We start from the raw sequence: 25,532 nt of genomic DNA, 5'->3' as shown, positions 1-25,532 counted from the left end.
CAGCCGGCAGCACAAAAAGGGCTAGTGGAAATAAAGTTATTTTTTTAAAAGCAATATGGCCGTGATGATCAATTCAATATTTCGTTTGCAAAAGGCGATGATGGATGCCGATGCTGCTTTCAAATGGTTCTTTACAGTGTGGATGCTCAGGTCCATTATCTGCGCGATCTCCGCGACCTTGAAACCCTCCTGTTTGTTGAGCAGGTAGGCTTTTTTCTGCTGTGCCGGCAAGCGATCGATCGCTTTCTGTATCAGATAGTTGATCTCTTTTTGTTCTAGCTTGGGCACCAGCTGGGCATCAGCCAACCCGTCGCAGGCCTGTTCGAACTGCGCCTTGCAGGTAAAGCGCTCTTTTGCCGCTTTTTCGAGTACATTGAGAGCGTGGTTTTTTACAATCACTTTGAGCCAGCCCTCAAAATGCCGGACCTCCGGCAAATCGGCCCGTTTATTCCATATTTTTAAGAATACATCCTGTACAATATCCTCTGCCACTGTGCGGGAGCGGGTCAGGTAGAACCCGATGGCATATATTTTCTGATGATACTGGTTATACAATTGCCGGAAGGCACGCTCATCATCCCTTCCAATCTGGCTCAACAAAACTCCGGTCATCATATTCATACATTCCAATACGGTAATCTATAGCTGACAAATGTAATAATAGAATTCCAAGCCCCTGCAATCTCTCTAAAGAAATAAAGAAAGCAAAGATATCCTTTACAGCTGCCTTACCCCATACTTATCTTAACACAAAGCAACATTATTTTACCATCCCCCTTTATTCATCCGGGATATCGCGGGGCGCTCAGCTATTTCATCCTACATGACGTTGAACAGGCCTGTTATCGGGTCATGACCATTCCCGCACCAAGTCCTGCTACCTGCTGTTGTTTAAATATGACCAACTTGCACTACCGGCTAAAAGCTATAACACCGGCAAAGCCCCCCGGTATTGTAGCGGCAAAGCAAGGCCATTCAAAACCGGCAATTCCCGCCGGACGGACCAGAGATAAAAACTTGATTCCGCATTTTTGCACAATCGGACCACCGAACGGCTTTAAAATAATCTGCGCACAATGCCAGGTTATGGTCAACACGGAATCCAGCACGCTCCAATGAAGCATCGTTTGCCGGAGACATGCTATAGGCTTCCGTTCCGTTTATCAGAAAACGCAACCGTCCGCCGCTGAGTTCAATCCCGGAGGGTATTAAGCCCATTGCGGATCGCGTTGCTCTGTAGCATCTACCGTCAAAATAACAGTATTCAAAAAGCTGGCACCCTGGTATAACGAAGTTGAAGACTCCGGATTAAAAGTGCTCCGTACCGTAGCTAAATCCATTGAGACCCATCATACAAGCATACTTAATTATTTTGGCAACCGAGGCAATAATGCAGCAGCTGAATCTTTAATACTAAAATTAAGGCCTTTAGAGCTGCGGCCAGAGGCGTACGGATATCACTTTTTTTTTGTTCAGACTCGTAATATTTATGCCTGATTCCATTAATGCCCCAAATTTTCAACCTGTTCCTATTCTATTTGCCGCATTCACAATTCAGGGTCTATTTAGTAAACTACACCTGGGAGGCTCAAACAAACACATCTGAAGCTCCCCAAAGCCACCACGGTAAATAAGCCAACTTTATGTGGGAAAATTTAAGCCAGAAAGTTTTATTGCGCAGTTGTAGAAGGTTTATGGCCGATATTTAACAGCAAGCTGAATGCTAATTTTAATTCTATACATCGGAAATATAAGGCAGCGATCTTAGTTCAAAATTGGTATTTTTGAAACCTATAATGCTCAGCTAAAGCGCTTAAAATTAATCAATGATAACATATCATATCCGTAAGATCGCAATTGCAACAAATTTTAGTAATGAATCAGATAACGCGGTATATCAGGCCGCAGTAATCGCAAAAAAGCATAATGCTGAATTGGATATTATACACGCGGTGTCTCCGGTAGCATCAAGAAATAAAAAAGCGGAATTTGTTCAGGCTGCCTACGATCGTTTGAAAAAGTATCGCGACGGGATTGTAGATGAATTGGGCATAGAAGCCAAGGTTTTTGCACGTGTTGGCGATGCCGTTGCTTTTATATATAAGTACTGCACCGAAAACAAAACGGACCTTTTGCTAATTGGCGTACAGAATGGAGTGAAGCGATATTTCAAAGAGTCGATGGCCTATGAAATTATCATGAAAATCGAGTGCCCGGTACTCTCTATTCCGTTTAGTTTTAGAAAAACGCATTTTTACAAAATTTTATTCCCGGTTCGTGAGGTTGAAGGTATTAAAGAAAAACTCATTCATTCGCGGCCTTTTATCCAAAAAGACAATTCGGAGCTGCACATTATTTGCCTGGGGCAACCAGATGCTTATAAGGTAAATGAAGTCATTAAACTAGCCCAAAACCAACATATACAATTTTCAGTTTCGGATTATAATGCCGATTCAAAAAAAATGTTGCTCCTGAAGTGATTGTAGCCGCAAAAGAAAGACAGGCTGATATGATTGTTATTAATGCCACTTCCGAAAAACAATGGTATAACGTCTTCGGTGAAAATTATACGGAACACATCTTAAAAGAAGCCGATATCGCGGTTTTGTCAATTACCCATCCTTTTGAATCAGACAGTCAGCCTGATACTCTTTAATCTTTTAAATGCGGTATTAAACTCCTCAAAATCATTTGTGGTTTTGCCCAAACAATAAAGTTTTCTATTTTTAAACAGAAGAAGATAATCATTATTTTGTTAGGTTATGGGTAATCAAAACAAGTTTTTCAGAGGAATTCGGCTAACAATTGCACGGCTATTTAACCTGCATCTCGAAAAGGCAAATGAAGCGGACGTAATCCTGTCCATTAAAAAAGGGGTTGAATTCAGAGGTCCAAATTTATGGACGCTGATCTTTGCGATATTCATTGCTTCAATTGGCTTAAATGTCAATTCGACTGCCGTAATCATCGGTGCCATGCTGATCTCTCCGCTTATGGGCCCCATCATGGGCATTGGCCTGGGCATTGCCGTTATCGATATTGATCTTGTAAAAAAAGGGAGCCGGAATCTGTTAACGGCGACCCTGATCAGTATTACCACTTCGGCAATCTATTTTTGGATCACTCCACTGCATGATGCACAAAGTGAACTGCTGGCCCGTACTACACCTTCTATATGGGATGTTTTTATTGCATTTTTTGGAGGACTGGCGGGCATTGTAGCCAGTACCAGGAAAGAGAAAAGTAATGTAATTCCCGGGGTCGCCATCGCTACGGCACTAATGCCGCCGCTTTGTACGGCGGGTTTCGGGCTGGCTTCGGGAAACCTCTATTATTTTTTTGGGGCGATTTACCTGTATTTTATTAATAGCGTATTCATTTGCCTTAGTACCTATCTGATCGTACGATTTTTGAATTTCCGCAAAGTGCAGTTTGAAAACCAATCCTACGGTAAAAAAGTGTCCCGTTATATATTACTTATTGTTACGGCAGCAGTAATCCCAAGCATCTACCTGGCGTATAAAATAGTGGATAAAAGTATTTTTGAGTCCAATGCACAAACCTTTGTTAACGATCAGTTCCGGTTTAAAAACACACAGGTGGTCAATAAAACATTTCGCTACAGATCTGATAGCAGTGAGATCGACCTGCTGCTTATAGGGGAAACCTTACCGCGACCCGTTATCGACACTATTTCCCAAAAACTAAAGCAGTACCGCTTGAAAGATGCGAAGCTTGTTGTACGACAGGGATTGGATGCGAAACAACAGATTGACTTCAGCCAGATAAAAGCGAGCATACTTGAAGATGTATTTAAAAAGGATTCTGTACAGAACTCTGCTGTTGAAGCACATACATCCACTCAGGATATACCAGATCTCAGGGCCGAGCTGAAAGCATTATATCCCGGGCTAACTTACTATACCGGATCGCGATCCATTGTTTACCGGACAGATACACTTGCCACAGATACACTTACTTTATTTGTTGCCAATTTTTTGAGGACGCCCACTCGCGACGAACGTCTTAAAATGCAACAATGGCTGAAAGAACGCCTGCAGACAGATTCGGTAAGATTGATTGTGCAATGAGTCGTTATTTCCCCCCAGAGAATTTTAATTTGCTGATCAGCTTTCCAACAGAAAGGCCCTGAACGAGTATAGAAAATAACACGACTATAAAAGTAATAGAAACGATAACCTCTTTATAGGAGCTGGTTGGCAAGGATAACGCCAGTGCAATAGAGATACCGCCTCTTAAACCACCCCAGGTCATTACATAGATCGTTTTGATTCCCAATTTTCTTTTAAACCCAAATACTAAGGAAGGCAGGTATAGAGAAATTAAGCGGGATACCACGATCAGTGGAGCAATAATTAATCCGGCAAGGATCATCTCCCGGTTAAAAGTTACCATAACAATTTCTAATCCGATCAACATAAAAAGAATGGCATTCAGCACTTCATCCACTACTTCCCAGAATTTTCCCATGTAATCCCGGGTCACATCACTCATAGCCTTTGCTGCTCCCCGGTTGCCTGTCATAATTCCGGCCACCACCATCGCCAGAGGACCAGATACATGAAGGTAATGACAGAGGCTGTACCCGCCCATTACCATTGCCAGGGAAATGAGGATCTCGGTTTGAAAATGATCGATCGCTTTCATCATCCGGTAGCCGGTAAAGCCGATAAGTGCACCCGCTACCAGGCCGCCCAGTGCTTCTCTTCCAAACAATTTAATAATTTCCATTACACCGAACTGTTCCGGGCCCCACGCTGCTATGCCCAGCAGCGTAGCAAAAATGACTACACCAATACCGTCATTAAAAAGAGATTCTCCAACAATGTTGATTTCCACTTTCTGCGGGGTGCGCGCCTTTTTGAGAATACTCATAACCGCAATTGGGTCTGTGGGAGAGATCAGCGCTCCGAACAGCAGACAATAGATGAATGGGACGGGTGCGGCAAATAATTGTGCCAACTCATACATAATAGCCCCAACACAAAAAGTGGAGATAAGCGTTCCTATTGTCGCAAATGTAAGAATGCTTTTAGCCTCCTTACGCAGTTCGGGTACTTTCACATGCATGGAGCCTGCAAAAAGCAAAAAACTCAACAAGATACCGAGCAGGAACTCAGAAAAATTGATCAGCTTCAGTTTTTGCTGGATCATTGCTTTGAACCCCGAAGAAAAATAACCGGATACAATCAAGCCGAGTGATGCCAGTACCCCCATCAGCATCAGACTGATACCAGACGGAAATTTAAACAACCGCACATTTACATAGGAAAAAAAAGCTGCTAGCGTAATGAGGGCAGAAAATAGAATAAACAGTTGCATAGATCAATTTGTATTAGCTAAAAATTAAATTTCAGAATATTAGTGATCATACTATAGTACATCCATTTTAAACAATAAAGAACTATACGACATCTTACTATAGTATAAGTTTTCCTCAACAAACATCATCAACTCCATTTTGAAATTTACGACAGCGGCTCCTTATAGCTCATGACGGAGCAAGAGCCAAGCATTGCAGTGGCTTCGCAGAATGGAGTAGTCAACGATTTGGTAAATAACAACATATCAGAAACAAAAAATTCACTGGCAATGATATGCTAAAAAAACCGTACAATAGAAATTAAAGACCTTACATCATAGAACGCAGAGAGGATAAAATGAAATACAAGGAATGACTGGGTCCGAATTTGTGCTCCTGTGTTCAAGACGGCCTGGATTGCTAGTTCTACGGCTTCGAAATCCAATCTCTTTATAATGATTGATATGCGCCATTGTTGAAAGATTTATCCCTTTTTACGTTATTCGTTTTAAATGTCTGCAAAGTGTCCGCTGCATCTGTATCAGTAAGAAACTTATACGGCCAATAGCCAAATGCTTTTGTGCCAATGCGAACGGTTTTTAGGTGAGGAATATCTGTGCATTTAAATAGTATCAACATAGGCGGCGAAGATTTTGTTGCTCATAATCATTGGATCCCCACCCGTAAATAGCAGATCTTTTACTTCCGGATGCTCTTTTAGGTACTGAATAAGTAGCTCAGTTTCTTTCATTGTAAAAACCCAGGAAACGAATACACAATACGGCTAAATCTCTGGGAACTATGTCGTCGATAATAATCAAAACGCCTACCGGTTGGTTTTCCCTTATTAAATGCCTACATTCCCCGCAAACAAAAACTTGATTTTATGTTAAACAAGTACACATCGGGGTTAGACAAATGGATGGAGAATCTCATCCCATGGCTGATTTCCAGCGGCCTGCGCATACTTGCCATTATAATCGCAACGATCGTGGTATATTTCATTCTACTCCGGGTCATCAACCGGATTGTAAAGGTTGCGGTTAAAGCAGGACAAGATCATGATATTGCAGGAGAAATACAAAGAGAAAAAACGCTATCTCAAATTTTTCGGATTACGCTAAAAATTATTTCTGTGCTTATTGCCGGTTTGATGATCGCCAGTGAATTCGGAATTAAAATTGCTCCATTGATTGCCAGCGCTGGTGTTATTGGCCTCGCCTTTGGATTCGGCGGTCAATATTTGATCAAGGACCTCATATCCGGATTATTTATTATTATGGAGAATCAATATCGGATTGGAGATTTTATAACAATTGCGGACCTTTCAGGAACGGTGGAGCGGATCTCCTTGCGTGTTACCACACTTCGCGATATGGACGGCAATGTACACCATGTGCCACATGGAGAAGTAAAAACGGTGTCTAACGGATCAAAAGCCTTTGCCCGGGTAAACCTAGATATAGGTGTTGGATATGGTTCGGATATAGACCAGGTAAAAACGATAGTAGATAATGTCGGTAATGAATTAGCAACGGATGCTTCCTGGAAAGATCATATTATTTCCCCACCCCAGTTCCTGCGGGTTCAGGACCTCGCCGATTCTTCAGTAGTGATAAAAGTATGGGGAGACACTAAACCAGGAAAACAGTGGGCTGTTTCTGGAGAGTTAAGAAAAAGAATATACGATGCCTTTAATAATAACGGGATAGAAATTCCCTTTCCCCAGCGCGTGGTACATATAAAAAAAAGCTAATTAGTTGGATGGTGTCGGGAAATACAACAATATATGGGAATCGGATCCACCGCTTAAATTTTTAATCCTAACCCTTGTGAAAATTTAAAAAAATCATTCCTTACTGTCCGATCAAATCGTGACTTTTACAGATTAAGGGTGCTCCGTACCGTAGCTAAATCCATTGAGACCCATCATACAAGCACACTTAATTATTTTGACAACCGAGGCAATAATGCAGCAGCGGAATCTTTTAATACTAAAATTAAGGCCTTTAAAGCTGCGGCCAGAGGTGTAAGGGATATCGCTTTTTTTCTTGTTCAGACTCGCTAATATTTATGCTTGGTTCCTTTACCCCAAATATTCAACCTGATCCTGATTTACTCACTCGAATTTTGTTGTTTTTTGAAATTATTTGACAAGCTGAAATTAAAAAAGCCTTACAAATCAAGACATTTGTAAGGCTTTTAGTGGATGTAATATCCAAAATGTCGGGAAGACAGGATTCGAAAATCACCATAAATAGTGAGATTCGTCAAAATTGTTAAACATAGGTAAAACATTTAGTTAAATATTTTACAATTCAGACTACTTGTGTACATCTTCCATCACCTTCCGGATCCTGTCCAGGCGCTCTAATGTAAGTTCAATCATGAGTTCACCCAGTTCTCCATCATTTAGCATTTTAATGTATTCCGAAACGAACGCGGGGGTATTATTCTGCGTAGTCCCAGGGTATAGCTGTAATACCTTTTGAGGCGGATTGTCCTCAAAAAAATGTGTCAACACATCAGTTCTCGCTTTTTGTCCAGGGGTTAATTGCATGGCGCAAATGTACTATTCAGCTGGCTTTCTTTATTAACTTATTTCTAACTGGGAACATGCTTTTGTCATCGTTTCTGACAAATGGGGTAAACTCTCCTAATTCATCTTTACGAAGCATGTACTCCGGCTTAGATCGCTCGAGTGTTGCCAGTTGGTCTTTCGCGATTTCTTTCAATTTTACTAACCGGCTGGAGAAGCTGATCCCATCTTTGATCAATGATGCATTAATCCCTTCCAAAGTGGACAACACCATTAACTCATTAATACTTGCATATTCCCTTACATTGTGCCCTTTTGCCGCCAAGTCAACATTGGCTTCCCTCCATTGCTTAGCCGTAAATCCCCACATGGCAAGATTCAATATATCGCCCTCCTCAGCATACGCCAGAAACTCCAAATTCTGCGGAATTTTGAGAGCCGGTATCTTGTACTGCTTGACCGCATCTGTTTGAACCACATACTGTGCTTTACTCAAGAGGCGGCGAGTATTCCACTCGATGTCTCCTGCCCGGCTTTCCATTTCCTTCAGTCGTTGGAATTCCTTAATGAGGTAGAGTTTGAAAACGGGACTGATATAGGCCCCAAATTCAAATGCAATATCCTTGTGAGCAAATGTTCCTCCACCAGTCCTACCTGACTTTGCATAAATACCAACAGCATCCGTAGCTTCTACCCAAGATTTCACACTCAAAACCTTATTACCAAGATTCTCTTTAACATGGTGGAATCCCACCACTTTAAAAATATTGCTATTAATTGACTCCCATGCAGCTAGAAAGTCAATTGTATTGTGAGTGTTTAACCAATTCTTAATAACTTCAGACGGAATTCCATCATCACCCTTAGATTTTACCATATTTGTAAGGCTGATATAGTCGCCCTCTACATCAATAGGATATCCCTGAACTACAATAGTTTCAATTTTACTCATTTTGAAATAAAAAACCCCAACTGGTAGAGTGTGAAGGGCGAAACATTTCTGTTTCTCTCTACCAGTTGGGGCGGTATAACATTATATTAAAATCAATTGCCTTCACACAAATGACCAAAATTTTTAAAAAAGAGCTGCCAATAAAGGTACCATTTCAAAACTTCGGGGGCAAAATCTATTAATCCACACCGGTGGATAAAGTGATAATATGCGTACCGTATTGATTTTATAACCTAATGAAAATCAGCAACTGAAAAAATCATTTTGAAATACTAAATATTTTAGCAAATATTTGTAATGAAAATGTGATTATATGTTGCCTTTTATCGAACCCCTGCAAGTGTTTACCCATGATCATCTGATTGGATTTGGAATATCCAATACGAAATATTTGGTTGGACAAACATACTTTCGCAGGATGGCTCTGGAATCAAATGACCCTAAAATATCAATTTTACTCACTCCATACACCAACAAAGAAGATGCAGAATTTCATTTGAAACAAATAAAGGACGATTGTTTTGCCTGTATAATTTCATGGCAAGCTTCCAATCATCGATTTACCATCGGCAACATGCTTCATAAAACCAGCCGATACCGGCTATTTTTTGCCCGGCAAACGAACGATACAGATGTCCCGCTGATCGCAGCCCGCCTATTTAGAAAAAAAATATCCGATTGGATATCTACAAACCGGGATCTATATGTCAACCGAAACGAGCCTATTACGATTAAGTTCAGCGCCGTTTACGGCGTCATTTATCTCATTGCAACAATGCAAAGAGTGTCGTTTGAGATACCGCTATCTGAAGTAGAAGACTATAGCGAAGTATTAAAATAGCTTAGCTTGCGCCGCCCCGCTCGGATCAATTCCTGGCAAATCGAGTGCTGGGAGGTCGGTGTAGGTGTGTGGCCTGAGTGGATCGAATGAAGATGTAAAGCCCCTTTCCAGTGTATAGAATTCCATATCCTCCCATGGCATCTGATATGATGCTATTTCCTGGATTTGCTCCTCTGTAAGATCGTCGAAAATCCAACTATATGCTAGATCTTCCGTGAGCATCGTTGGCTGTCGCCGTTTCCGGTTGTGGATCTGATCCATTGCCAGGTTAGCAGCCGTGGTTAGCAGCGCCGCAGACTCTACAACCTCCCCCGTTTCGGCATCATCCCATCGATGGTGAATGCCTGCAATCCAAAAATACTCTTGCCCTTTTACACCTACCCGGTATGGATATTTTTCCGCCGTTTTTCTTGGCTGACCCGTACGCTTGTTTACCGGGAAGTGATGCCTCCATTCATAGAAGCCGGTTGAGAGAAACAAACATCGCCGATACAGCGCCGCCTCTCGGTAGACCTTCCCCTTCTGCAGAACCTCTTCAGAAACCGCATTCAGAAAATTCAAGCCATCAACAAAACGGCCATATTTATCCTTATGCGGTCGACGCCCTTCATTAACCTGCTCGCGCGTTTCCCAGAATGGCCACTTTAACGGATCAGGAAGAAATCCCCATTCCATTTGCGTCAACTCAATATCGTTATTGCCCTGCTCATCCTTTGCAGGGACCAAAACAGCAGAAAGACCAAATTCGAAACCATTAATCACCTCCCGGTTAAGGAAGTCATAATTCCGAACATTCTTTTCCAGATTCTTTAAGCGGATAAATTCCGCGTGCGTAACCTTCTGCCCGTTATAATAGCACATACCTTACAGTTTGGATAGATATTCTTCTATTAGTGCCCCTACGCCTTCTGCCTCCCGCTGGCGCCCTTCCGGCACCGAGGTCCAAAAATAATTCTTCTCTGGGCCTTTTGCAAGAGTGATAGTAATCTGGGATCGTTTGCTGTTAAATTTGACATGAAAAACAACAGAGCGACCTATCTTAATACGCTGACACATGAGCATCACACCGTATGCCTCAAACTCAAACGAATCCTTACCCCTTGTCAATATACTTTCATTCATACGACCGATTCTTAATCGCTTCATTTACCTGATAAAGGATTTCTGAATCTACCTGATCCCCATCCTTAAGTAAGTACATATCCAGATCCTGGTCATACGCTAAAACAATAATTAAGCTTCCCTTAACCGGATCCAGCACATACCCGTGAATGATATCGGCATTCGGCTCTATGCCACTATCCTGTGCTGCAGGGCGATAGTGAAAATTAAGCGAAGCATATGTTATATATTCCGGCATCTCTATTGTCACGTAAAGGTGTGCATTGGGGCGGTAATCAACTTGAATCATCCACCGAATTTAATGCAAAAAATCTAACAAAATATTATAAGCTATTTAGCTAATAATTCTTTTTATTAGCAAAAAATCTTATATTCAACTATTGATTTTCCACGGCCGGTGGTTTCTACCCTGGCTTTTACCTTACAACTGACTGAAATGAATTACAAAGGCAAAAGATACACCTACAATGACATAGTGCGTTTAAAGGACACAGCCGAAAGCGAAACTTTTGTCCAGCACTTGGAAATCCTCCTGCAGGTTGTAGATGATGCAATGAAAGAAAAAGGTTTAAATCGGGATGATTTTGTATTCGGGGACATAGGCGGCAGCACCCTTGCGGTGGTGGAGGTAAAGCAGCATTAAACCGTCAACACAGCCTTCACAATAATATCGGCAATAGCCAGGTCATACTCATGTACCAGGATACCTGCATCCCGGCCCAACTTCGCAACGAACGTTTCAATGCGGGCCTCATGCAGGCGCTTCAACACCTGGTGATAGGTCTCAGCGTGTAAATCCAGGCGGGTTCCAATTTGATCATATTGCAATATATGGTGTTGGAGACGCTGTTTTTTTACGTAAAACCGTAAACATTATTTAATAACTCCCTTTTTAATAAGCTCCCTGTACACAATTTTTCCCATCTCCTCCGCATCATCGTAAACCTTGAACTCATCCCAGTGCCAATTTTGGATATGCATTATTTCGTGGATCAGGGTTGTTATAAATTTCTCACCGGTCAAGCGCTCATCGATCTCAATCCTACGTTCCTTTCCGTAAGCCAGACCGATAACTCGCTGCCGGCCCAGTTTCTTATACTCAACCTTAATCGATTTCATTAAGCCATATTTTCAGAACATCAATACTTTTCTCGATTTCCTGCTTAAGTGGATCCTTTTTACCACCACGCTCAAGGCGCTTTATACAGTCAAAAATGTAAGCATTCCACCCCCTTTCAGTAGCTACCTTATAAAGGCTGCCAATAGAATTGTCATAATGAGGTTGCGGGTTGAACACAATACCTATTTTATCTTCAATAGCCATTAGTAAATCTGTCCATTTATGATCTGGTAATTCTTTACATGATACTTTCCGGCTTTGTCTATTTTAATGTGGGCAAAACCGTGTTGACTGTTACTAACCAAAGGGCTGTAATCAGGCCTCAACTCGCACAGGCAGCCCGTTGACCAGCAACTGACAATATTACCATCCAAATCCACTTCCGGATGGTGCGATGCCCGATGTAAATGTCCTACAATGACACTCTGTTTTGCTTTCATGTACGCCCCACGAGCCGGTGAAACAGGAGAAAAAATGCCTTTAAAAATGTGGTGGCCATGGGTTATAGATAGTTTACCAGCCTTCACCAGGGTTTTATCATCGAGTATTGTTACCCTTTGTTCACTCAACCGCAATCGTTCCTCCAGTTTGAAATAATCGTCATCCCAGATCTCCCGAACCTTTGTATATAAAAATTTCTCCCAGCGCAAACAATGATTTCCTTTCAGCCAATATATTGAAGCCTTGGGAAAGGCCTTCCTGAGTGACACTAAAAAAGCTTTAGCTGCATCAAATTCCTGTTTTACACTCCGTTTACGCGGATCCTTTTCATACCTGGAAACCTGGTGATTATCTATAAGATCTCCATTAATGAATATAGTGTTGATCTTCTCTGTCTTGCCATAATCTAGTGCAACGGTAATCGCGCCAATGTCGTGATATGGTATATGTAGATCTGAAATCAACAGGATGTTATTGCAGGCAGCAGGCAATACAAATGGCTCCCGCTTTTCCTGGAATGATTCTGGCAGGTTATATGGGTTTGTTGGCCTATTGGGAGCGCAATGTGTGACCTTTACGCCATTCACCTTGCCTTTCTTGCCTTCAATTCTCCGCAATGCGTCACGGGCATTCTCCGGACTATCGAAAGTCAGTTTATTCTCCTTATACACAATTCGGGCAAGTTTTGCTGTTGGCATATCACCATACACGCTCCTGTACTCCCTTGCTACATCCACTTTTGTCATTCTCTCTATTTGAAATTATAAATCCAATACCCGGCGCAACCAACCTTTCAAAAACTTCGTTTGGCTTGGGTTTTTAATGGTAATCTTAACATAGTACCGAGCCTGGTTTAAAGTAAGTTCAGTGGCTAACAGGCGATGCGCCAGCGCATCATTAACGCGTTTAAGGCTATCTGATTTCTTGATATCCATCAAATAGATAGTATCATGTATCGGATCAGAAGGCAGAAAAATAGTATCACGTAATACCTCGTTTGACCCAGAACTATTGCCGCCCGACTTACATGCCAGTAGTAAAGCCACGACCATAGAAAATATTAATCTCATTTCAATAATTGTTTTGTGGGATCGTTAATCAATTTCATAAGGCTAGGTGACATTATGCCATTTTCAGGCAGACCAAGTGACCGCTGCATCATCTTAACACTAGCCGCAGGTCCGGATGTTAATCCGAAGTCGAAATACCTTTCCGCAACAGCCTGACTGTATATCTCGTCACCCCTCAGTGGATCCCAGAATTTCGTTTTATAAAACGTCTCAAGATGCCCCTCCAGTGTGGCGTCCTTTATCACCTGCTGTTTGCGTAATGGCTTATGCCTGTCCACTATTGCCCATCCCGGCCAATGCGGAAAAAAGTTACGGGCCACACCGCAATAAGTCTCCCCTCCACGGTCTCCCGGCTCATTAACCCATCCCCCTTCCCACTTCCTACTTTTTCTATATGCTGACTTGAAATCCGCCATACTATTTTATTTTACCGATCAATGAACTAAGGGCGCCAAATCTGATTTTAAGATAAATAAGGCCTCCTAAAAGCAAGATTCCTATAATGAAATAGGAAACTGGAACAGGGATCGTTCCTTTATATTTTTTCTTCAGCGCCTTATTCTTACCATTAGCATCGGTCAATTTTATTTTCAAGCTATCAATGGCCTTATGAAGACCGGCGTTCACCACAATGACATTTTGCTTTTCTATGTTGGCTATCTTGATCTTTGCACTGTCCTCGACCTTAATCTTTACAGGGGGTAGTGGATCGTTTTTCATGGACTGCAGCTCAACAATCTTTTGAGACAGTACCTTGTTCTGAGACGACAGTATTTTAACCTGAGATTGTAGCCCTTGCTTGGTTGTGTCATTCTTCGCATGTATAAAATCGGCGTTCAATTCGGAAAGAACGCTGTCCAGGAAACGCAACTTCCCGTCTCTAATAGCCGTCAACGAATCCATAACATGCACAGCGTACAGATAATCGGCACTATCAACACCAGTGATCCGGTTTGGATAGTTCTTATCAAACCATCTTATTACCACCTCTGGCTTTCTATCGTTGGTATTATCAGCAATGCGGTTGAATTTCCTGGCAGAAGAGCAACCGATCAGCAGAATCGCCATCAAAATCCCTAAAATTAGCCTCATTGCTTTTTTGTTTTGTATTTAGACAATTCGCCCTTAAGGCGTTCAACCTCCAGCTCATATTCTCCCACCTTCACCTTGTATTGAAGGATCTCCTCCTTTAGAGTGGAAATTTGTTGCTCATATCCATGAACCTTAGACCGAAGTTCCTGCAACTCGGATTTAACGCCTTCGTACTGGGCCTTGCTGTCCGACACAAAGGAGTCATAAGCCTTTTGCATCAATTCCATAGCAGCGCCCTGCTCCTGCATTGTCCTGGCCATTCGGCCCTTTCTACCGAGGAAAAAACCAGAGATACCTCCGACAACACCCGTACCACCTGATAAAATGGCCTGCCAGTTATCTATAAAAAAGTTCATTATTGTGTAATGGGTGTTTCGTTCTCCGAAACGATATCGGAAAACTCCTGGGATACATGAGCCGCCAGGTCCGAGTCCGTTGGGATGATATTAAAATAAACACTTAATGCGCCGGTTTCGGATCGATTAAAAAATGCATGCCCCGATGGTTCGCTTAAGTTTGCTATATTGCTCGGAATGGCGTTACATGTTAGGTTCTTCACTTTGCCATTATCGACATCATAATTATATGTAAGGTTGTATCCTGTTATAGAATCAGTTTCAACCCGCTTCCTGCTGTCTGTAGTAACTTGTCTCATATGTGCAATTTTGTTAGTTTTGAAATTCTTTAGCGAAATTGGTTAATAATGCTTTTAGAAGTTATTAGTTTACCATGATTACAGACCAGCACAGTATTCCATCCTGCGCCCGACGCAAGAATTGAAACCACCCGGTTTGCCCGGAATTGAGGGTAAACGATGAAACCAACGTACCGGTTCTGTTTTCAATCCAGCTACCCGACGGGTCAGTATTGATCGTTACGGCACTTCCGGACTTGTTACATAGCACCACTTGGGTGCCCTCATACACCTGGTTGAGACGGGCTGCGGTATACAACCCTCCAGAAGACGCCATCGGAAGTGTGAAGTTCCCCCATATCACATTTACATGTCCAAAACCAATATTGTAGCTCGCCCCTCGGTGGTCAAGGATCGATGTCTTCATTTTTCCCATCACCGTCAAATTACCAGTAATGATCCCTTTATCATAGGCTGTAGTATTCGGAAGGTCACCCCCCATTGCCACCTCGATATCACCGTCCGGGTCTCCCACCCGGAAGCCATGTGTCATAAATCGGAACCAATACCGGTATGTACTGCCGGAAACAAACTGCCTCTTCCTCCAATCGTACCCCCTTGGAAACCCGTTCGTGAAATCGGCTTCGGCGCCGGTACGACTGTCATAGCTTCCGGAATTATATTGCGACCAGTTTTGCGTCCGGTTGGTGCCCTGGAATTTATCGGCTGTAATGTTAGCGTTAATATCTATATAGAAATAATAATCCGAAATAGCCGCATTGTAGGCCATTTCCAATGCCTTATTGTTACTTTCATCATATATAGAGACATTATTAGTAGTGTCCAGGATTTCCACCCGACGACCGGTTGTCGCGGTTCTAATCCGCTTCAACGTAGCGTTGACGGCCTCTATATTGGTCGCCGTTATGATCTGTGCTTTCAACCAAATCACATCCAGAAGGACGGTTTTAATGTACCCTCCAATCGTCGTTGTGTTTCCCAGTTTGGCCCAGTCGATAGCCTCCCCCGGGTTCATGTCCAAAAGCGAATTCAGAGAATTGTTGAGACCTGTAGCGACACCAGAGGTATTATCTTTTTGTTTGGCCGCAATGCTGGACATCAGCCAATACTTCTCTGTGTTATATGTCACCATTCTGTTTGCAAGCGTGCTTCCAGATACCGGCGATGTTGTAGTAAGGTCAGTCAGTAGATTGTTGGAGGTAACGTAGCTGGTGAAATTGTTGTAGGCTGTTTGGTATGTCGAGTATGAGACGCCCAGATTATTAGCCTGGCTGGTTAACGGCTGAAACTCGGCAACTATTGCGTCGTAATCCTGTTTCAACTTTTGCTTTTCAACCGGTGTTAATTTATCATCATTGGCAAGGTCAACGATCGCGCTGTTTGCGTTGGTCGCTTTGGTATCCGCGGCCGCTGCAGTGTCCCGTAGCTTAACCGATATCGAGTTAAGTATCCAGTACTTCTCTGCGTTGTAGTTTGTGAAGTAACTCCGAAGAGTGGCTCCGTTAACGGTTGATGTGGTTGTAAGATCCGTAAGTAAGCCGTTGCTGTTGATATAGCCAGTAAGCGTATTAAATGAATTATTGTACGGGGCCTGATCAGAGGAAGATAGTCCAACGGCATTAGCCTGGGACGAGATCGCAGTCTTTTCGCTGGTAATCTTGTCATATTCCTGCTTCAGGACCTGCTTTTCATCCGGGGTCAGCTTGTTATCATTGGCCATATCAGCGATAGCCGCATTTGCAGCCGCTACATCCAACCCGGCCTGATTGGCTACTGCCTGGGCAGCGCTGGCAGCAGATTGAGCGGTGTCTGTGTTCTGCTTTTGTTTCGCCTGTATTGCTTTATCTAATAGGGAAAGCTGGATGTAGTAATCGCTGAAATACTGACGCATTAGAGTTCCGTCTACATCACTGGTCGTCGATAAATCGGTCAGCAGTGGTCCTACATAGCCTTGTAGGACTAACCATTTTGCATTATAATCAACACTACTAACTCCTAATGAAGCAGCAAGCGTCTTTCTGTCTTCAACCTCGTTTACTATTTTGCCATAGGGTATTTTTAATTGCTGCTTTTCATCCGGCGTCAACTTATTGTCGTTAGATAAGAGGGCGATAGCTGCATTTGCTGTTTCTATTTGCCCTCGGATACCCGTACCTATCACCGGAGGAACAGTCATCACATGGCCTGTACTTGACTCGTTATAAGTTCCGGAAACCGCAGAATCGAATATGGTCACCCAGTTAATTCCGTCTGCTGAAACTTCTGTCTTTGTGTTGGTGTACACTCTTCCGTCAATCCAATAGTGCCAAACAATTACCGATTTGACATCATATATAGCCCCCAGGTCGACCTGGCAATTTTGAGGTGATGACGTTAAAATTGCCGAGTGATTGCTATCGACTAAGCCATCGGTTACTACAGTAAACGGACTGTGACCGGGACTGGTAGAAGCCGGCATAGATGGAACGGCCGGCTTACCTAAGGCCACATTACCATTGTCTGCTAACAGTGCTTTAATCTCAACCCAATGCGCGGATGATCCATTTAGGCACCAGTCGCGTATATATCTGATCCCCGGAGAGCCGTCTATAATCCCATCAACATACCCCTTGGTAGCCGCATTTCCACCTGTAACATTTATTGATCCCGAAATATGAGCATTCTCTAGGTATAGGTTTTTCATCCAACCTCCGGACCCCGACAACGGACCCCACACCGGGCTTGTAAGGCCGTCCAGCTTCCCGATGTGTATGATTTCTTTCCCGGCAAGATTTGTGCTATTTATACCGTCCAGGAATTTCATATACGGCGCCCCGGTGTCGCTGTTGGTCAGATAGATAAGAGACTGGCGGGCAGTGTTGGAGGTGTTTCCAAAATGGAAAAGCTTATCCCCAGCCTCCGGTACGCCGGCTCCTTCTATAATCGACAGGGTGAACGAGCTACCAGTTACGGCAGAAACAACCGCCTGATAATACTTTGCCTTTGAGCTATCCCACACCTGGCAGCGGACAATGTCGTTTAGCTGGAAGGGGTTGAAAATAGTTCCGCCATCTGTATCGAATTCACATACGTACGGCCCGCTACCGGTTACTGAAAGAATCTTTCCCACATCGGTAATGGCCACAGAGCCACCAGCTCCGGTAATTTCCCGGATTAAAAGCGTGTAAGCCTCCAGTGCCTTCCTCACTTTAACATAGTCCACCTCTAACGTTCCGCCCTCCAGTTTATGACCAGCACCGGTAAATCCGGGCGAATAGTCGAGGCTCTGAACGCTCCGTGCCAGGTCCGAGGCCGCAGCCGTATCAGCAGTATATGCATGAATCGCTTCCTGCGCAACATCGGCGAAGCCTGCTTTGGCCTTTACATTCGAGATGTACAGGTAACCGGCTGCTCCGGAAAGTTGGGAAAGAAAATCCGAAGACCCGCCCCCTGCTCCACCGCCAGTACCGGCAACAATTGCCAGCACATTGTTTACACGTTGAGAAGCCGCATACCCTTTTGAAATAGCCGAAAGTTCAATCTTATCGGTAAATTCAACTTCAGGATATTTCCAGGGATCACGCAGGTCTCGTTTTATCACCGAAACCCGCTTATCCGTATCGACGCCGAGGGGTACGCTTTTAATATTAACCGTATACCCCAGGGTAAGTTCCAGCGAATTCTTTTTAAAATGGATACGGTCGCAATCGCCGAGAAATCTCCCGTTGTACTCTTCGTCGCTTATTTTCCCATACCGGTCGGTAGCAGCAGCAAGTAGTCTATTCTCTGCGTCCGTTTCGTACGATAATGGCATGATAATATCGAGCACGATGTATTTATCGCCCACAGCCGGCTTAAGCGTAGTATTCGGCAACGCTATGCCGTTGTCGTCGTTTGTGTTGATCTTTATTTTTCGCGTAGCATGGTCGTAACTATTGATAGTGAATTCCAACCCGGCCAGTGCCCCTGTTTGAAACGCTATTTTAACATCGATGCCGGGAGCCGCCTGCGCATTGATATCAAAATCCAGCGCAGCATCGAAAAATATTGTAGGATCGGTATCCACGGCCGAAATCGTACCGACACGCATCGGGTAGATATCCTCAAACGCTTCATATTTTTCTATTATACCGTACTGCGCTATTTTTCCGGCATCCTCCACGTATCCACCGGTGCCTGAAGGCAATTGTATGCGCTGGTGACCGTAGTCGCTTCGAACGTTTCGTGTTCCGCCTTCTGCATACAGGCGCGTGTAAACTGACGTGTTATCCTTGTTGTTCTTTGTGAGAGACAGCAGGCCTTTACCTTTTCCATATTCCAGGGTGATACCTGAGCTGCCCTGCCGCTTGGCCAGGTGTATAGTTTTGTTTTCTATCCAATATTCGGTACCAAACTCGTCCGCCAACCGGGTAAGGACCTGGAGTATATCTTCACCGTTAAACTGCAATGTTTTGGCTTCGCTCACCTCGGCCACGCCTGAAGTCCATCCGGATGAAAGCACATTCGCGTTCTGCACCACGAGATTCAGAAAAGCACCCAGGTTACCAGTCATACTGAACTGCTTAACCTTTAAGGCATTTGCCGAGTCCGGAGCCGAAAAGATGCGATTTTTAAGTAGGTACGATTCGTGCTCCAGCTGCATAGTGTACTGGTAACGGGTGCTGGAAGTGTCCTTCTTGACTGTTGGTAGGATGTTGACGAAATACTTCTCCCCATAAACTGTGCACCAATCGCCTTTTTTAAACTCAACAGGTGAGTGGAGGGTGAACTCCATATCCACAACGTTCGTACCCATCGCCTCGCGCGTTTGCGTACCAGTGGGGCTTACTATTGCAACGGTACCACCGGATTTATTTTTAATAACATAATCCCCCGAAAGGATTACATCCGGAACAGGAGCTATTAACGGAACTGTTTTTGAGCCAGGAACATCTACCGCCTCGGAGACTACGGTCCAGTTTGCATTATCAGTAGACACTTCGGTCTTTACGTTCTTCCATACAATCGGCGCCGTATGTTGGTACAGCCACACCTTTATTTCATCTATATCGGTAAAAACAGCACCGAGATCCACGATAAAATAGACAGGAGGACCAGAAGGCGGCTGTATAACGACCCAAGATCCCTCATCCTGATAGAGGCCGTCGGTAAGGTTCTGAAGCGAACCCTGGACAACTGAAGCATTGGTGGTAGGTACAATATGCAACGCTCTGTCTGTTGCTGCAGACCACGCCTCCAATTCTACTGCAAAAAAAGCCGAACCAGTGGTTGTCCCATTAATCACATAGCCGGTACATGATAGTCTTATAAATCTAATAGGAATTTTAGCCATTCTGCACCTCCTGTAATTTCAGCGTAAACTCAACCGCCCTCTTTCCTGGATAATCCTTCAATCTGGTCCAACGTTTAATTTCTGGCTGCTCCAACATAAACACCTTAAATCCGGACGCCTGTGTCGTGTCACCGGAAAATTCGCCCACACGGACTGTCTGAGTTCCGGGCTTGTCAAATGCTGTGAATAACGCATTCCATTTTGTCCAAAACTCGGATTCGGTCGAAACAACGATATGTCCCCGAAGAGTAAAAACCCTATCATTATATACAGGATTATCGCTAGTGTCATACTCCTTGCCACTATATTCCGGCCAATCATTAAATGGCCGCTCCTTAGGCTGCCTGAAGCGTAGAAAATCGTCACTACACCCAGGCGCCGGAACAAACCCGTACTGAGTGTACATATCTAATCCATTCAGAAAATATTTCCCTGTCATCCTATTAAGCGCTGTTGGTTTTGTACGTTACCCATCTTGGAATCCATTGATTTCAAAGAGGAAACCGCGTTTTTCAATTCTACAACAGTATTGTAAGTGTTGTTAGCTATCTGTTGAGCATAATTTAAACTGTTATACTGCATTTGCTCTATGCGTTTCTGAACTTCAACTAATTCAATAGTTGCCAATCGCTGTCCCATAAATTGGCTGGTCAATGCGTTGGCCTGGTCCTGTGTAATGCTTGAAACGCCGCCAGCGATGGTGTTTTTATTTTGCACCCCGTTCTTTCCGAAAATATCAAGGCCATACTTCTTTCCCAAATCGTTAGCCTCCTTCATTGCTTTATTGAAAACAGGTATCCTGTCTTTGGCGTCTTTGAAAAACTCACCCATCGAATCGACAATATCTGAGATCCCACCATATACAAAATCTTCAGACAGGTTTGTTTGCAGCTTATCAAACAGGTCATCAAATGCAGCATGAAACAGCAGGTTAGATAGAATATTCTCCAGCACCTTGTCAACCGTCTCCCCAAAGGCCTTAGCGCCTTCTTCGCCAGCTTTCCAGGCTTTTACCAATGCATCCCGAAGTTCGTCGCCCAACCCGCCTGCCAGGTCACTAACAACCTGTGTAACCTGCTTATATGCCTCCTCAAAAGCGGCCTTCTGGTCCAGTGCATTTTGAACTATCTTCTTAGTCTTGTCATCCAGCTGGTTGTTTTTTATCAGCGCTTCTGCAAGCTCCTTATTGATTTCGCGTTGGCCGTTAGCGCCCTTTTTCAGCAGTTCCGGATATTGCTCCAGCAATCCACCGTAAACATCCTTTTTCTTTTTAGAAAAAAGGCCACCGATCAACCCCACAACTCCTCCAATCACTGCTCCAACCACGGCGGCAGGTATCGAAAATATACCACCCCCTACTACCGCCCCTATTGCCGCACCTGCAGCCGCTCCAGACAGAACAAGACCTCCAGTGGTTTTGCCGTCAACGACATTCTTCTGTCTAACTTTAGATTTACCTTCAGAAAGTTTATCTAATGCCTCCTGGTATTTACTGGCTGCAGTTATGGCAGCTGCCATCCCCGACTTAGCCCGGCCAAAATAGTCCTTAACAAAAATGTTCTCCGACAACTCAGCCTGCAATTGCTGCTGCTTGACAAGTGCCAGGTTATAGTCATTTTGGAGGCCAAGAAGATTGATGTAAAATTCCTCTTCAGCTTTTTTACGTTTTTTTGATGCATCCGCGATAGCAGTGATAACCTGAACAGCGAATTGCGCAGCCGCCACATAAGCGTCCATGTTCATCTTCTGCTGTTGGGCATTATACTCAGATGACCCAACAGTTAAACTGCTAAGCTTTGCCTGGTTGGTATTGATCTGGCTAATAGTATCCCGTAGATTACCGATCTGTGACGCCAATGTTGAAATAAATCCACCCAGTTCAGAAAGAAATCCCCCTTGACCACCCAACGTCTCTAAAGATTCGCCCAGCTGTTGCACGGCCGGTTGCACCTTATCCAACCAACGCAAATTCTTATCAGATATTTCAAGTTTAATTTCTGTACTGTCGGCCTTCATCTGGTTGATCTGTGTAGTCAGCTCCTCCAGTTTTTCCTTTGTCAACTTACCTTCCTTACCCAAGCGGGCGATCAAATCCACGCGTTTTTGAATCTCCCTATCAAACTGGGTATCTACCGCATTTTTTTCCGGCATCTTTAGCAGGGCATTGAGCTTTTCGATCTGCTTTCGGATCCCAGCCTTAACATCCTCCGGGATATTGGCATTTTCCAGCAATCCGTTGAGGGTTTTCACCTGGTAAGCAATCGCCTGTTTGCTGGTATAAATAATCTTTTGGGTAAACTCCTTGTATCTGGATATTTTATCGGCCTCTTCAACTTTCAGCTGGTTAAGCGCCTCCTCTTTTTGCCGGTCAGCCTCCGCCTTCTGTTCAGCAGAAGCTGTTGCCCCCAATGCTTTTATTTTTTCGTTGTAATCCCGGACAATTGCCTCTTTCTTATCATTATAGGACGCCAACGCAACCAATGCTTCCGACCTTTTATCCAGATCCATCCCGAAAGAATCATCGGCAGACTCTGTTTTGAACTTCCGCAACATCAACTCTCTGGCTTGTGAATAAGCATCGGTTTGTTTTCCCAATTGTGCATCCATGTGATTTTTCAGGGAAGTATCAACAATGTCAGCAAACGTCTTATCAAGTTGTATTTTGCCCTGAAATTCCTTTTGGGCCGCCTCCAATCCAACTTTTTCCTTATAGTCATTAAACTTCTGGTATAGATCCTTCTGTTTATTAAGGTACTTCTCTATGTCGCTGGTATCTCGTTGGTACTTGCTATCCGTGATAGCTTGTGATTCCAGCGCATCAACTTTTGAAAACTGTGTCGGATCATTCACTTTAGCCTCAGTAAGCACCTGTCTAATTTTCCTATACCGTTCACGAATTTCAGCTATCTGCTTTTCCCCTTCAATTGACCTATCGATGGTAGATTGACGCTCAGCTTCAGTTACCTGTTCAATGGCACGCTTTTGTTCATTGGCTAACTTTTTTGCGTCAGACTGAGCCTTTTTATCAACCTTGCCCATCATCTCGTCGTACTTCTTCTGATACTCTTCAGCCTGCTTCAACATAGCTTTCCGCTTTGTTGCATCAGCCTCCTGTTCAGCCGAATCCCGCAATTTGCTAGCAGCCTCCTTAAACTGCGCCGGAGTCGTCATAACAGTAGTGCCGTTCAATAAGCCTTTAATGCTATTGATCTGACCAATTAAATCATTGAATTGATTCAGAAGGCCCAATATACTCCAAGCTGCCAGGTTTTCGCGGATGGATATAGTACCGTCTTTTGTACGTACCAGTTTTCCATTCAGGTCCTCATATTTTTTAATCTGGCTTTCCAGTTCATTTTTCTGCTTGGTGTAGTATTCCAGTTTTTGAGATTCGGTCATTGCCCCCAGTCTGGCAGCCTCTTCGGCATCATCCAGCTGCTTTTTTAAACCTCTGGCATAATTTTGTGCGTCCTCCAACTGTCGGCTCCATCGTTCGGCAGCGGTGTTACCAAACGAACCGATACCGGGAGTATTTTTCAGGTCCTGTAGCTGCTTTTTTAGCCCCTCTACCTTTTTTGTAGCCTCCTCATACTCTTTCCTAAGCTGAGCAAACGACGCACGGCTAGCCGCCTCGTTAAGTGATTTTTGTTGATCCGTTGTGCTTTTCAACAAGTATTCCTCCATACTCATGTTTTTGAGTAGGTCAGGGTATAGCTCTTGTAGTCTTTTATAATTCACTATCCGATCAGCCATCGGCAACACCTGTGAATTTACAGCCGCCGACAGTTCGTTTGTCCTATTCTTCAGATCATCGGTGAACCGGGCTGCTTCTTCATTTCTTTTGTTTAGCGCCTCTTGCGCGCGTTCAACAGAAGTCGTCGTATCCCTCAAGACGAAATAAGCAGCCGTAATACCAGCAACAGCTGTAACGATAAGCAAGTACGGATTTGCAGCAGAGATAGCATTGAAACGAGCCTGCGCAGCGGCTAGTAAGTTCAAAGCTCCTGCCTGTAATACCTGGATCGCAGTAACCCTTGTTCCGGCAATTGCCGCGGCCGTTTCTGCTACGGCAAAAGCCTTCATCCCAACCAACGCTGTCGCGTGTGTGACGGATGTGAGAATCAATGCAGCGCGATAGGCTCCATAAGTGGCTATGAGTATTGTGAGAATCTTACCAATTTCCTTATAGTGCTCAACCAAATAAGCGATCCCGGAAATAGAATCAGAAAATAGACCTTCATTGGATTTTCCAATCTCGTTAAACATCTGATCAATAGAATCTTGTAGATTGCTTATTTGTCCTGTAAGGCTTTTGCTTTGAGCCTCCATAAGGTTGAAAAACATTCCGCCCTTATTGGTCATATTCTGAAACGCCTTCTCTATTTGGGGGAACCCCACCTGTCCAGCACTAACCATATCCCGAACGCGATCTACCGTTGTTCCAAGAACCTTTGATAGTTCAGCATAAATGGGAATACCACGACCTGCAAACTGGTTAATGTCCATCTGGGTCACCCGGCCTGATGCCTTAAGGGTTCCGTACAGGTAAATCAGGTCGTTAAGTTGCGATCCAACACCAGACGCTACGTTACCCAACCTGGTTATATTGTCAATCAGATCCTCTGCTGCGAACCCATACGCCAATAGCTGTTTTGCTCCCGCAGCAACATCCTGAAGACCAAAGGGCGTTTTTGCGGCAAGGTTTACAGCGTCCGCCATCAACTTGTCCGCCTTTTCCTTGCTTTGCAGCATAGTGCTAAATGCAATTTCCAGCTGTTGGAACTCACCTCTAACCTTGATAATGTTATTTATCAACTCCTTTCCTTGCTGAATCGTAAAATATGCTGCAGCACCCTTTGCCAGGTCCTTGAATACCTTATCGATCTTTTTCCCAGCGTCTTCCGCCCCTTTCGCCGTCTTCTCAAAAGCATTGTCTGCATCATTCAGGTCTTTCTTCAGCTTGCCAGTATTAACACCCATGTTAAACTGCATCCCGCCTTGGGATATATCCACATTACCCATTACTCAAATTGTTTATTGATTGATTTGGCCATCTTTTCGGCCGA

At 43.8% G+C, this 25,532-nt stretch carries 27 protein-coding genes; 8 read left to right on the top strand and 19 right to left on the bottom strand.

Annotated features, from left to right (window positions below; all coding sequences use genetic code 11):
- Positions 1-36: 36 nt before the first annotated feature.
- Complete coding sequence (locus LL912_RS01025; RefSeq protein WP_235551693.1) at positions 37-615, bottom strand: RNA polymerase sigma factor; 579 nt, start codon at positions 613-615, stop codon at positions 37-39.
- A gap of 699 nt (positions 616-1,314) precedes the next feature.
- On the opposite strand from LL912_RS01025, the gene LL912_RS01020 reads away from it, so the two are divergent.
- The 4 genes from LL912_RS01020 (at position 1,315) to LL912_RS01005 (ending at position 4,091) form a co-directional block, all read left to right on the top strand.
- On the top strand, positions 1,315-1,497 hold the full coding sequence (locus LL912_RS01020) for a transposase (RefSeq protein WP_235551692.1): 183 nt from the start codon (positions 1,315-1,317) through the stop codon (positions 1,495-1,497).
- Between the two features lie 329 nt (positions 1,498-1,826).
- A complete protein-coding gene (locus tag LL912_RS01015) occupies positions 1,827-2,480 on the top strand; it encodes a universal stress protein (RefSeq protein WP_235551691.1) in 654 nt (217 codons plus the stop codon).
- Positions 2,477-2,656, top strand: a complete 180-nt coding sequence (locus LL912_RS01010; protein ID WP_235551690.1) for a hypothetical protein — start codon at positions 2,477-2,479, stop codon at positions 2,654-2,656. The genes LL912_RS01015 and LL912_RS01010 overlap by 4 nt, the downstream gene beginning before the upstream one ends.
- A 106-nt stretch (positions 2,657-2,762) precedes the next feature.
- Positions 2,763-4,091, top strand: a complete 1,329-nt coding sequence (locus LL912_RS01005) for a TIGR00341 family protein (protein WP_235551689.1) — start codon at positions 2,763-2,765, stop codon at positions 4,089-4,091.
- Between the two features lie 4 nt (positions 4,092-4,095).
- Here LL912_RS01005 and LL912_RS01000 read toward each other — a convergent pair whose 3' ends face one another.
- Positions 4,096-5,343 (bottom strand): cation:proton antiporter, encoded by a 1,248-nt coding sequence (locus tag LL912_RS01000; protein ID WP_235551688.1) that lies wholly within the window; start codon positions 5,341-5,343, stop codon positions 4,096-4,098.
- Positions 5,344-6,209: 866 nt separating this feature from the next.
- Here LL912_RS01000 and LL912_RS00995 point away from each other — a divergent pair.
- The gene (locus tag LL912_RS00995) at positions 6,210-7,079 is read left to right on the top strand and encodes a mechanosensitive ion channel family protein (RefSeq protein ID WP_235551687.1); all 870 of its coding nucleotides are present in this window, start codon (positions 6,210-6,212) and stop codon (positions 7,077-7,079) included.
- Between the two features lie 138 nt (positions 7,080-7,217).
- Positions 7,218-7,391, top strand: a complete 174-nt coding sequence (locus tag LL912_RS00990; protein WP_235551686.1) for a transposase — start codon at positions 7,218-7,220, stop codon at positions 7,389-7,391.
- Positions 7,392-7,646: 255 nt separating this feature from the next.
- Here the strand turns inward: LL912_RS00990 and LL912_RS00985 are convergent, their stop codons facing one another.
- Positions 7,647-7,847 (bottom strand): DUF6965 family protein, encoded by a 201-nt coding sequence (locus tag LL912_RS00985; RefSeq protein WP_235551685.1) that lies wholly within the window; start codon positions 7,845-7,847, stop codon positions 7,647-7,649.
- 52 nt (positions 7,848-7,899) lie between these two features.
- Positions 7,900-8,814 carry a KilA-N domain-containing protein gene (locus LL912_RS00980; RefSeq protein WP_235551684.1) on the bottom strand — a complete coding sequence of 305 codons (915 nt, stop codon included), beginning with the start codon at positions 8,812-8,814 and terminating at the stop codon, positions 7,900-7,902.
- Positions 8,815-9,127: 313 nt separating this feature from the next.
- Between LL912_RS00980 and LL912_RS00975 the strand changes: the two genes are divergently transcribed.
- Positions 9,128-9,655, top strand: a complete 528-nt coding sequence (locus LL912_RS00975) for a hypothetical protein (RefSeq protein ID WP_235551683.1) — start codon at positions 9,128-9,130, stop codon at positions 9,653-9,655.
- Here LL912_RS00975 and LL912_RS00970 read toward each other — a convergent pair.
- Genes LL912_RS00970 through LL912_RS00960 form a run of 3 tightly spaced genes read right to left on the bottom strand, consistent with a single transcriptional unit; the run spans position 9,647 to position 11,066 of the window.
- Positions 9,647-10,516 (bottom strand): SOS response-associated peptidase, encoded by an 870-nt coding sequence (locus LL912_RS00970; RefSeq protein WP_235551682.1) that lies wholly within the window; start codon positions 10,514-10,516, stop codon positions 9,647-9,649. The two genes, LL912_RS00975 and LL912_RS00970, sit on opposite strands and share 9 nt — an antisense overlap.
- A gap of 3 nt (positions 10,517-10,519) precedes the next feature.
- Entirely contained in the window at positions 10,520-10,777 is a 258-nt protein-coding gene (locus LL912_RS00965) for a hypothetical protein (RefSeq protein WP_235551681.1), read from the bottom strand.
- On the bottom strand, positions 10,770-11,066 hold the full coding sequence (locus LL912_RS00960) for a hypothetical protein (protein ID WP_235551680.1): 297 nt from the start codon (positions 11,064-11,066) through the stop codon (positions 10,770-10,772). Before LL912_RS00960 ends, LL912_RS00965 begins: the two co-directional genes overlap by 8 nt.
- A gap of 147 nt (positions 11,067-11,213) precedes the next feature.
- Here LL912_RS00960 and LL912_RS00955 point away from each other — a divergent pair, with 147 nt between their 5' ends.
- Positions 11,214-11,420 (top strand): hypothetical protein, encoded by a 207-nt coding sequence (locus tag LL912_RS00955; protein WP_235551679.1) that lies wholly within the window; start codon positions 11,214-11,216, stop codon positions 11,418-11,420.
- Here the strand turns inward: LL912_RS00955 and LL912_RS00950 are convergent.
- From LL912_RS00950 to LL912_RS00895, 12 genes are all read right to left on the bottom strand, one after another.
- Positions 11,417-11,605, bottom strand: a complete 189-nt coding sequence (locus tag LL912_RS00950) for a hypothetical protein (protein WP_235551678.1) — start codon at positions 11,603-11,605, stop codon at positions 11,417-11,419. The two genes, LL912_RS00955 and LL912_RS00950, sit on opposite strands and share 4 nt — an antisense overlap.
- 45 nt (positions 11,606-11,650) lie before the next feature.
- The gene (locus LL912_RS00945) at positions 11,651-11,896 is read right to left on the bottom strand and encodes a hypothetical protein (protein ID WP_235551677.1); all 246 of its coding nucleotides are present in this window, start codon (positions 11,894-11,896) and stop codon (positions 11,651-11,653) included.
- Positions 11,883-12,101, bottom strand: a complete 219-nt coding sequence (locus LL912_RS00940) for a hypothetical protein (RefSeq protein ID WP_235551676.1) — start codon at positions 12,099-12,101, stop codon at positions 11,883-11,885. Before LL912_RS00940 ends, LL912_RS00945 begins: the two co-directional genes overlap by 14 nt.
- Positions 12,101-13,084 carry a metallophosphoesterase gene (locus LL912_RS00935; protein WP_235551675.1) on the bottom strand — a complete coding sequence of 328 codons (984 nt, stop codon included), beginning with the start codon at positions 13,082-13,084 and terminating at the stop codon, positions 12,101-12,103. Before LL912_RS00935 ends, LL912_RS00940 begins: the two co-directional genes overlap by 1 nt.
- A gap of 15 nt (positions 13,085-13,099) precedes the next feature.
- Positions 13,100-13,408, bottom strand: coding sequence for a putative peptidoglycan-binding domain-containing protein (locus LL912_RS00930; RefSeq protein ID WP_235551674.1), 309 nt, complete (start codon positions 13,406-13,408; stop codon positions 13,100-13,102).
- Positions 13,405-13,824 carry a glycosyl hydrolase 108 family protein gene (locus tag LL912_RS00925; RefSeq protein ID WP_235551673.1) on the bottom strand — a complete coding sequence of 140 codons (420 nt, stop codon included), beginning with the start codon at positions 13,822-13,824 and terminating at the stop codon, positions 13,405-13,407. The genes LL912_RS00930 and LL912_RS00925 overlap by 4 nt, the downstream gene beginning before the upstream one ends.
- Position 13,825: 1 nt before the next feature.
- Positions 13,826-14,500: a hypothetical protein gene (locus LL912_RS00920; RefSeq protein ID WP_235551672.1), complete on the bottom strand. Its 675-nt coding sequence runs from the start codon at positions 14,498-14,500 to the stop codon at positions 13,826-13,828.
- Positions 14,497-14,856 (bottom strand): hypothetical protein, encoded by a 360-nt coding sequence (locus tag LL912_RS00915; protein ID WP_235551671.1) that lies wholly within the window; start codon positions 14,854-14,856, stop codon positions 14,497-14,499. The genes LL912_RS00920 and LL912_RS00915 overlap by 4 nt, the downstream gene beginning before the upstream one ends.
- Positions 14,856-15,155, bottom strand: a complete 300-nt coding sequence (locus tag LL912_RS00910; protein ID WP_235551670.1) for a hypothetical protein — start codon at positions 15,153-15,155, stop codon at positions 14,856-14,858. The genes LL912_RS00915 and LL912_RS00910 overlap by 1 nt, the downstream gene beginning before the upstream one ends.
- Positions 15,156-15,219: 64 nt before the next feature.
- Positions 15,220-20,418 (bottom strand): discoidin domain-containing protein, encoded by a 5,199-nt coding sequence (locus tag LL912_RS26045; RefSeq protein ID WP_235551669.1) that lies wholly within the window; start codon positions 20,416-20,418, stop codon positions 15,220-15,222.
- A 40-nt stretch (positions 20,419-20,458) separates the two neighbouring features.
- On the bottom strand, positions 20,459-20,905 hold the full coding sequence (locus tag LL912_RS00900; RefSeq protein WP_235551668.1) for a hypothetical protein: 447 nt from the start codon (positions 20,903-20,905) through the stop codon (positions 20,459-20,461).
- Positions 20,902-25,488 carry a tape measure protein gene (locus tag LL912_RS00895; protein WP_235551667.1) on the bottom strand — a complete coding sequence of 1,529 codons (4,587 nt, stop codon included), beginning with the start codon at positions 25,486-25,488 and terminating at the stop codon, positions 20,902-20,904. Before LL912_RS00895 ends, LL912_RS00900 begins: the two co-directional genes overlap by 4 nt.
- Positions 25,489-25,532: the final 44 nt, after the last annotated feature.

Source organism: Niabella agricola (assembly GCF_021538615.1).
In the GTDB taxonomy this organism is placed as follows: domain Bacteria; phylum Bacteroidota; class Bacteroidia; order Chitinophagales; family Chitinophagaceae; genus Niabella; species Niabella agricola.
This window is presented reverse-complemented; position numbering and strand designations above follow the sequence as displayed.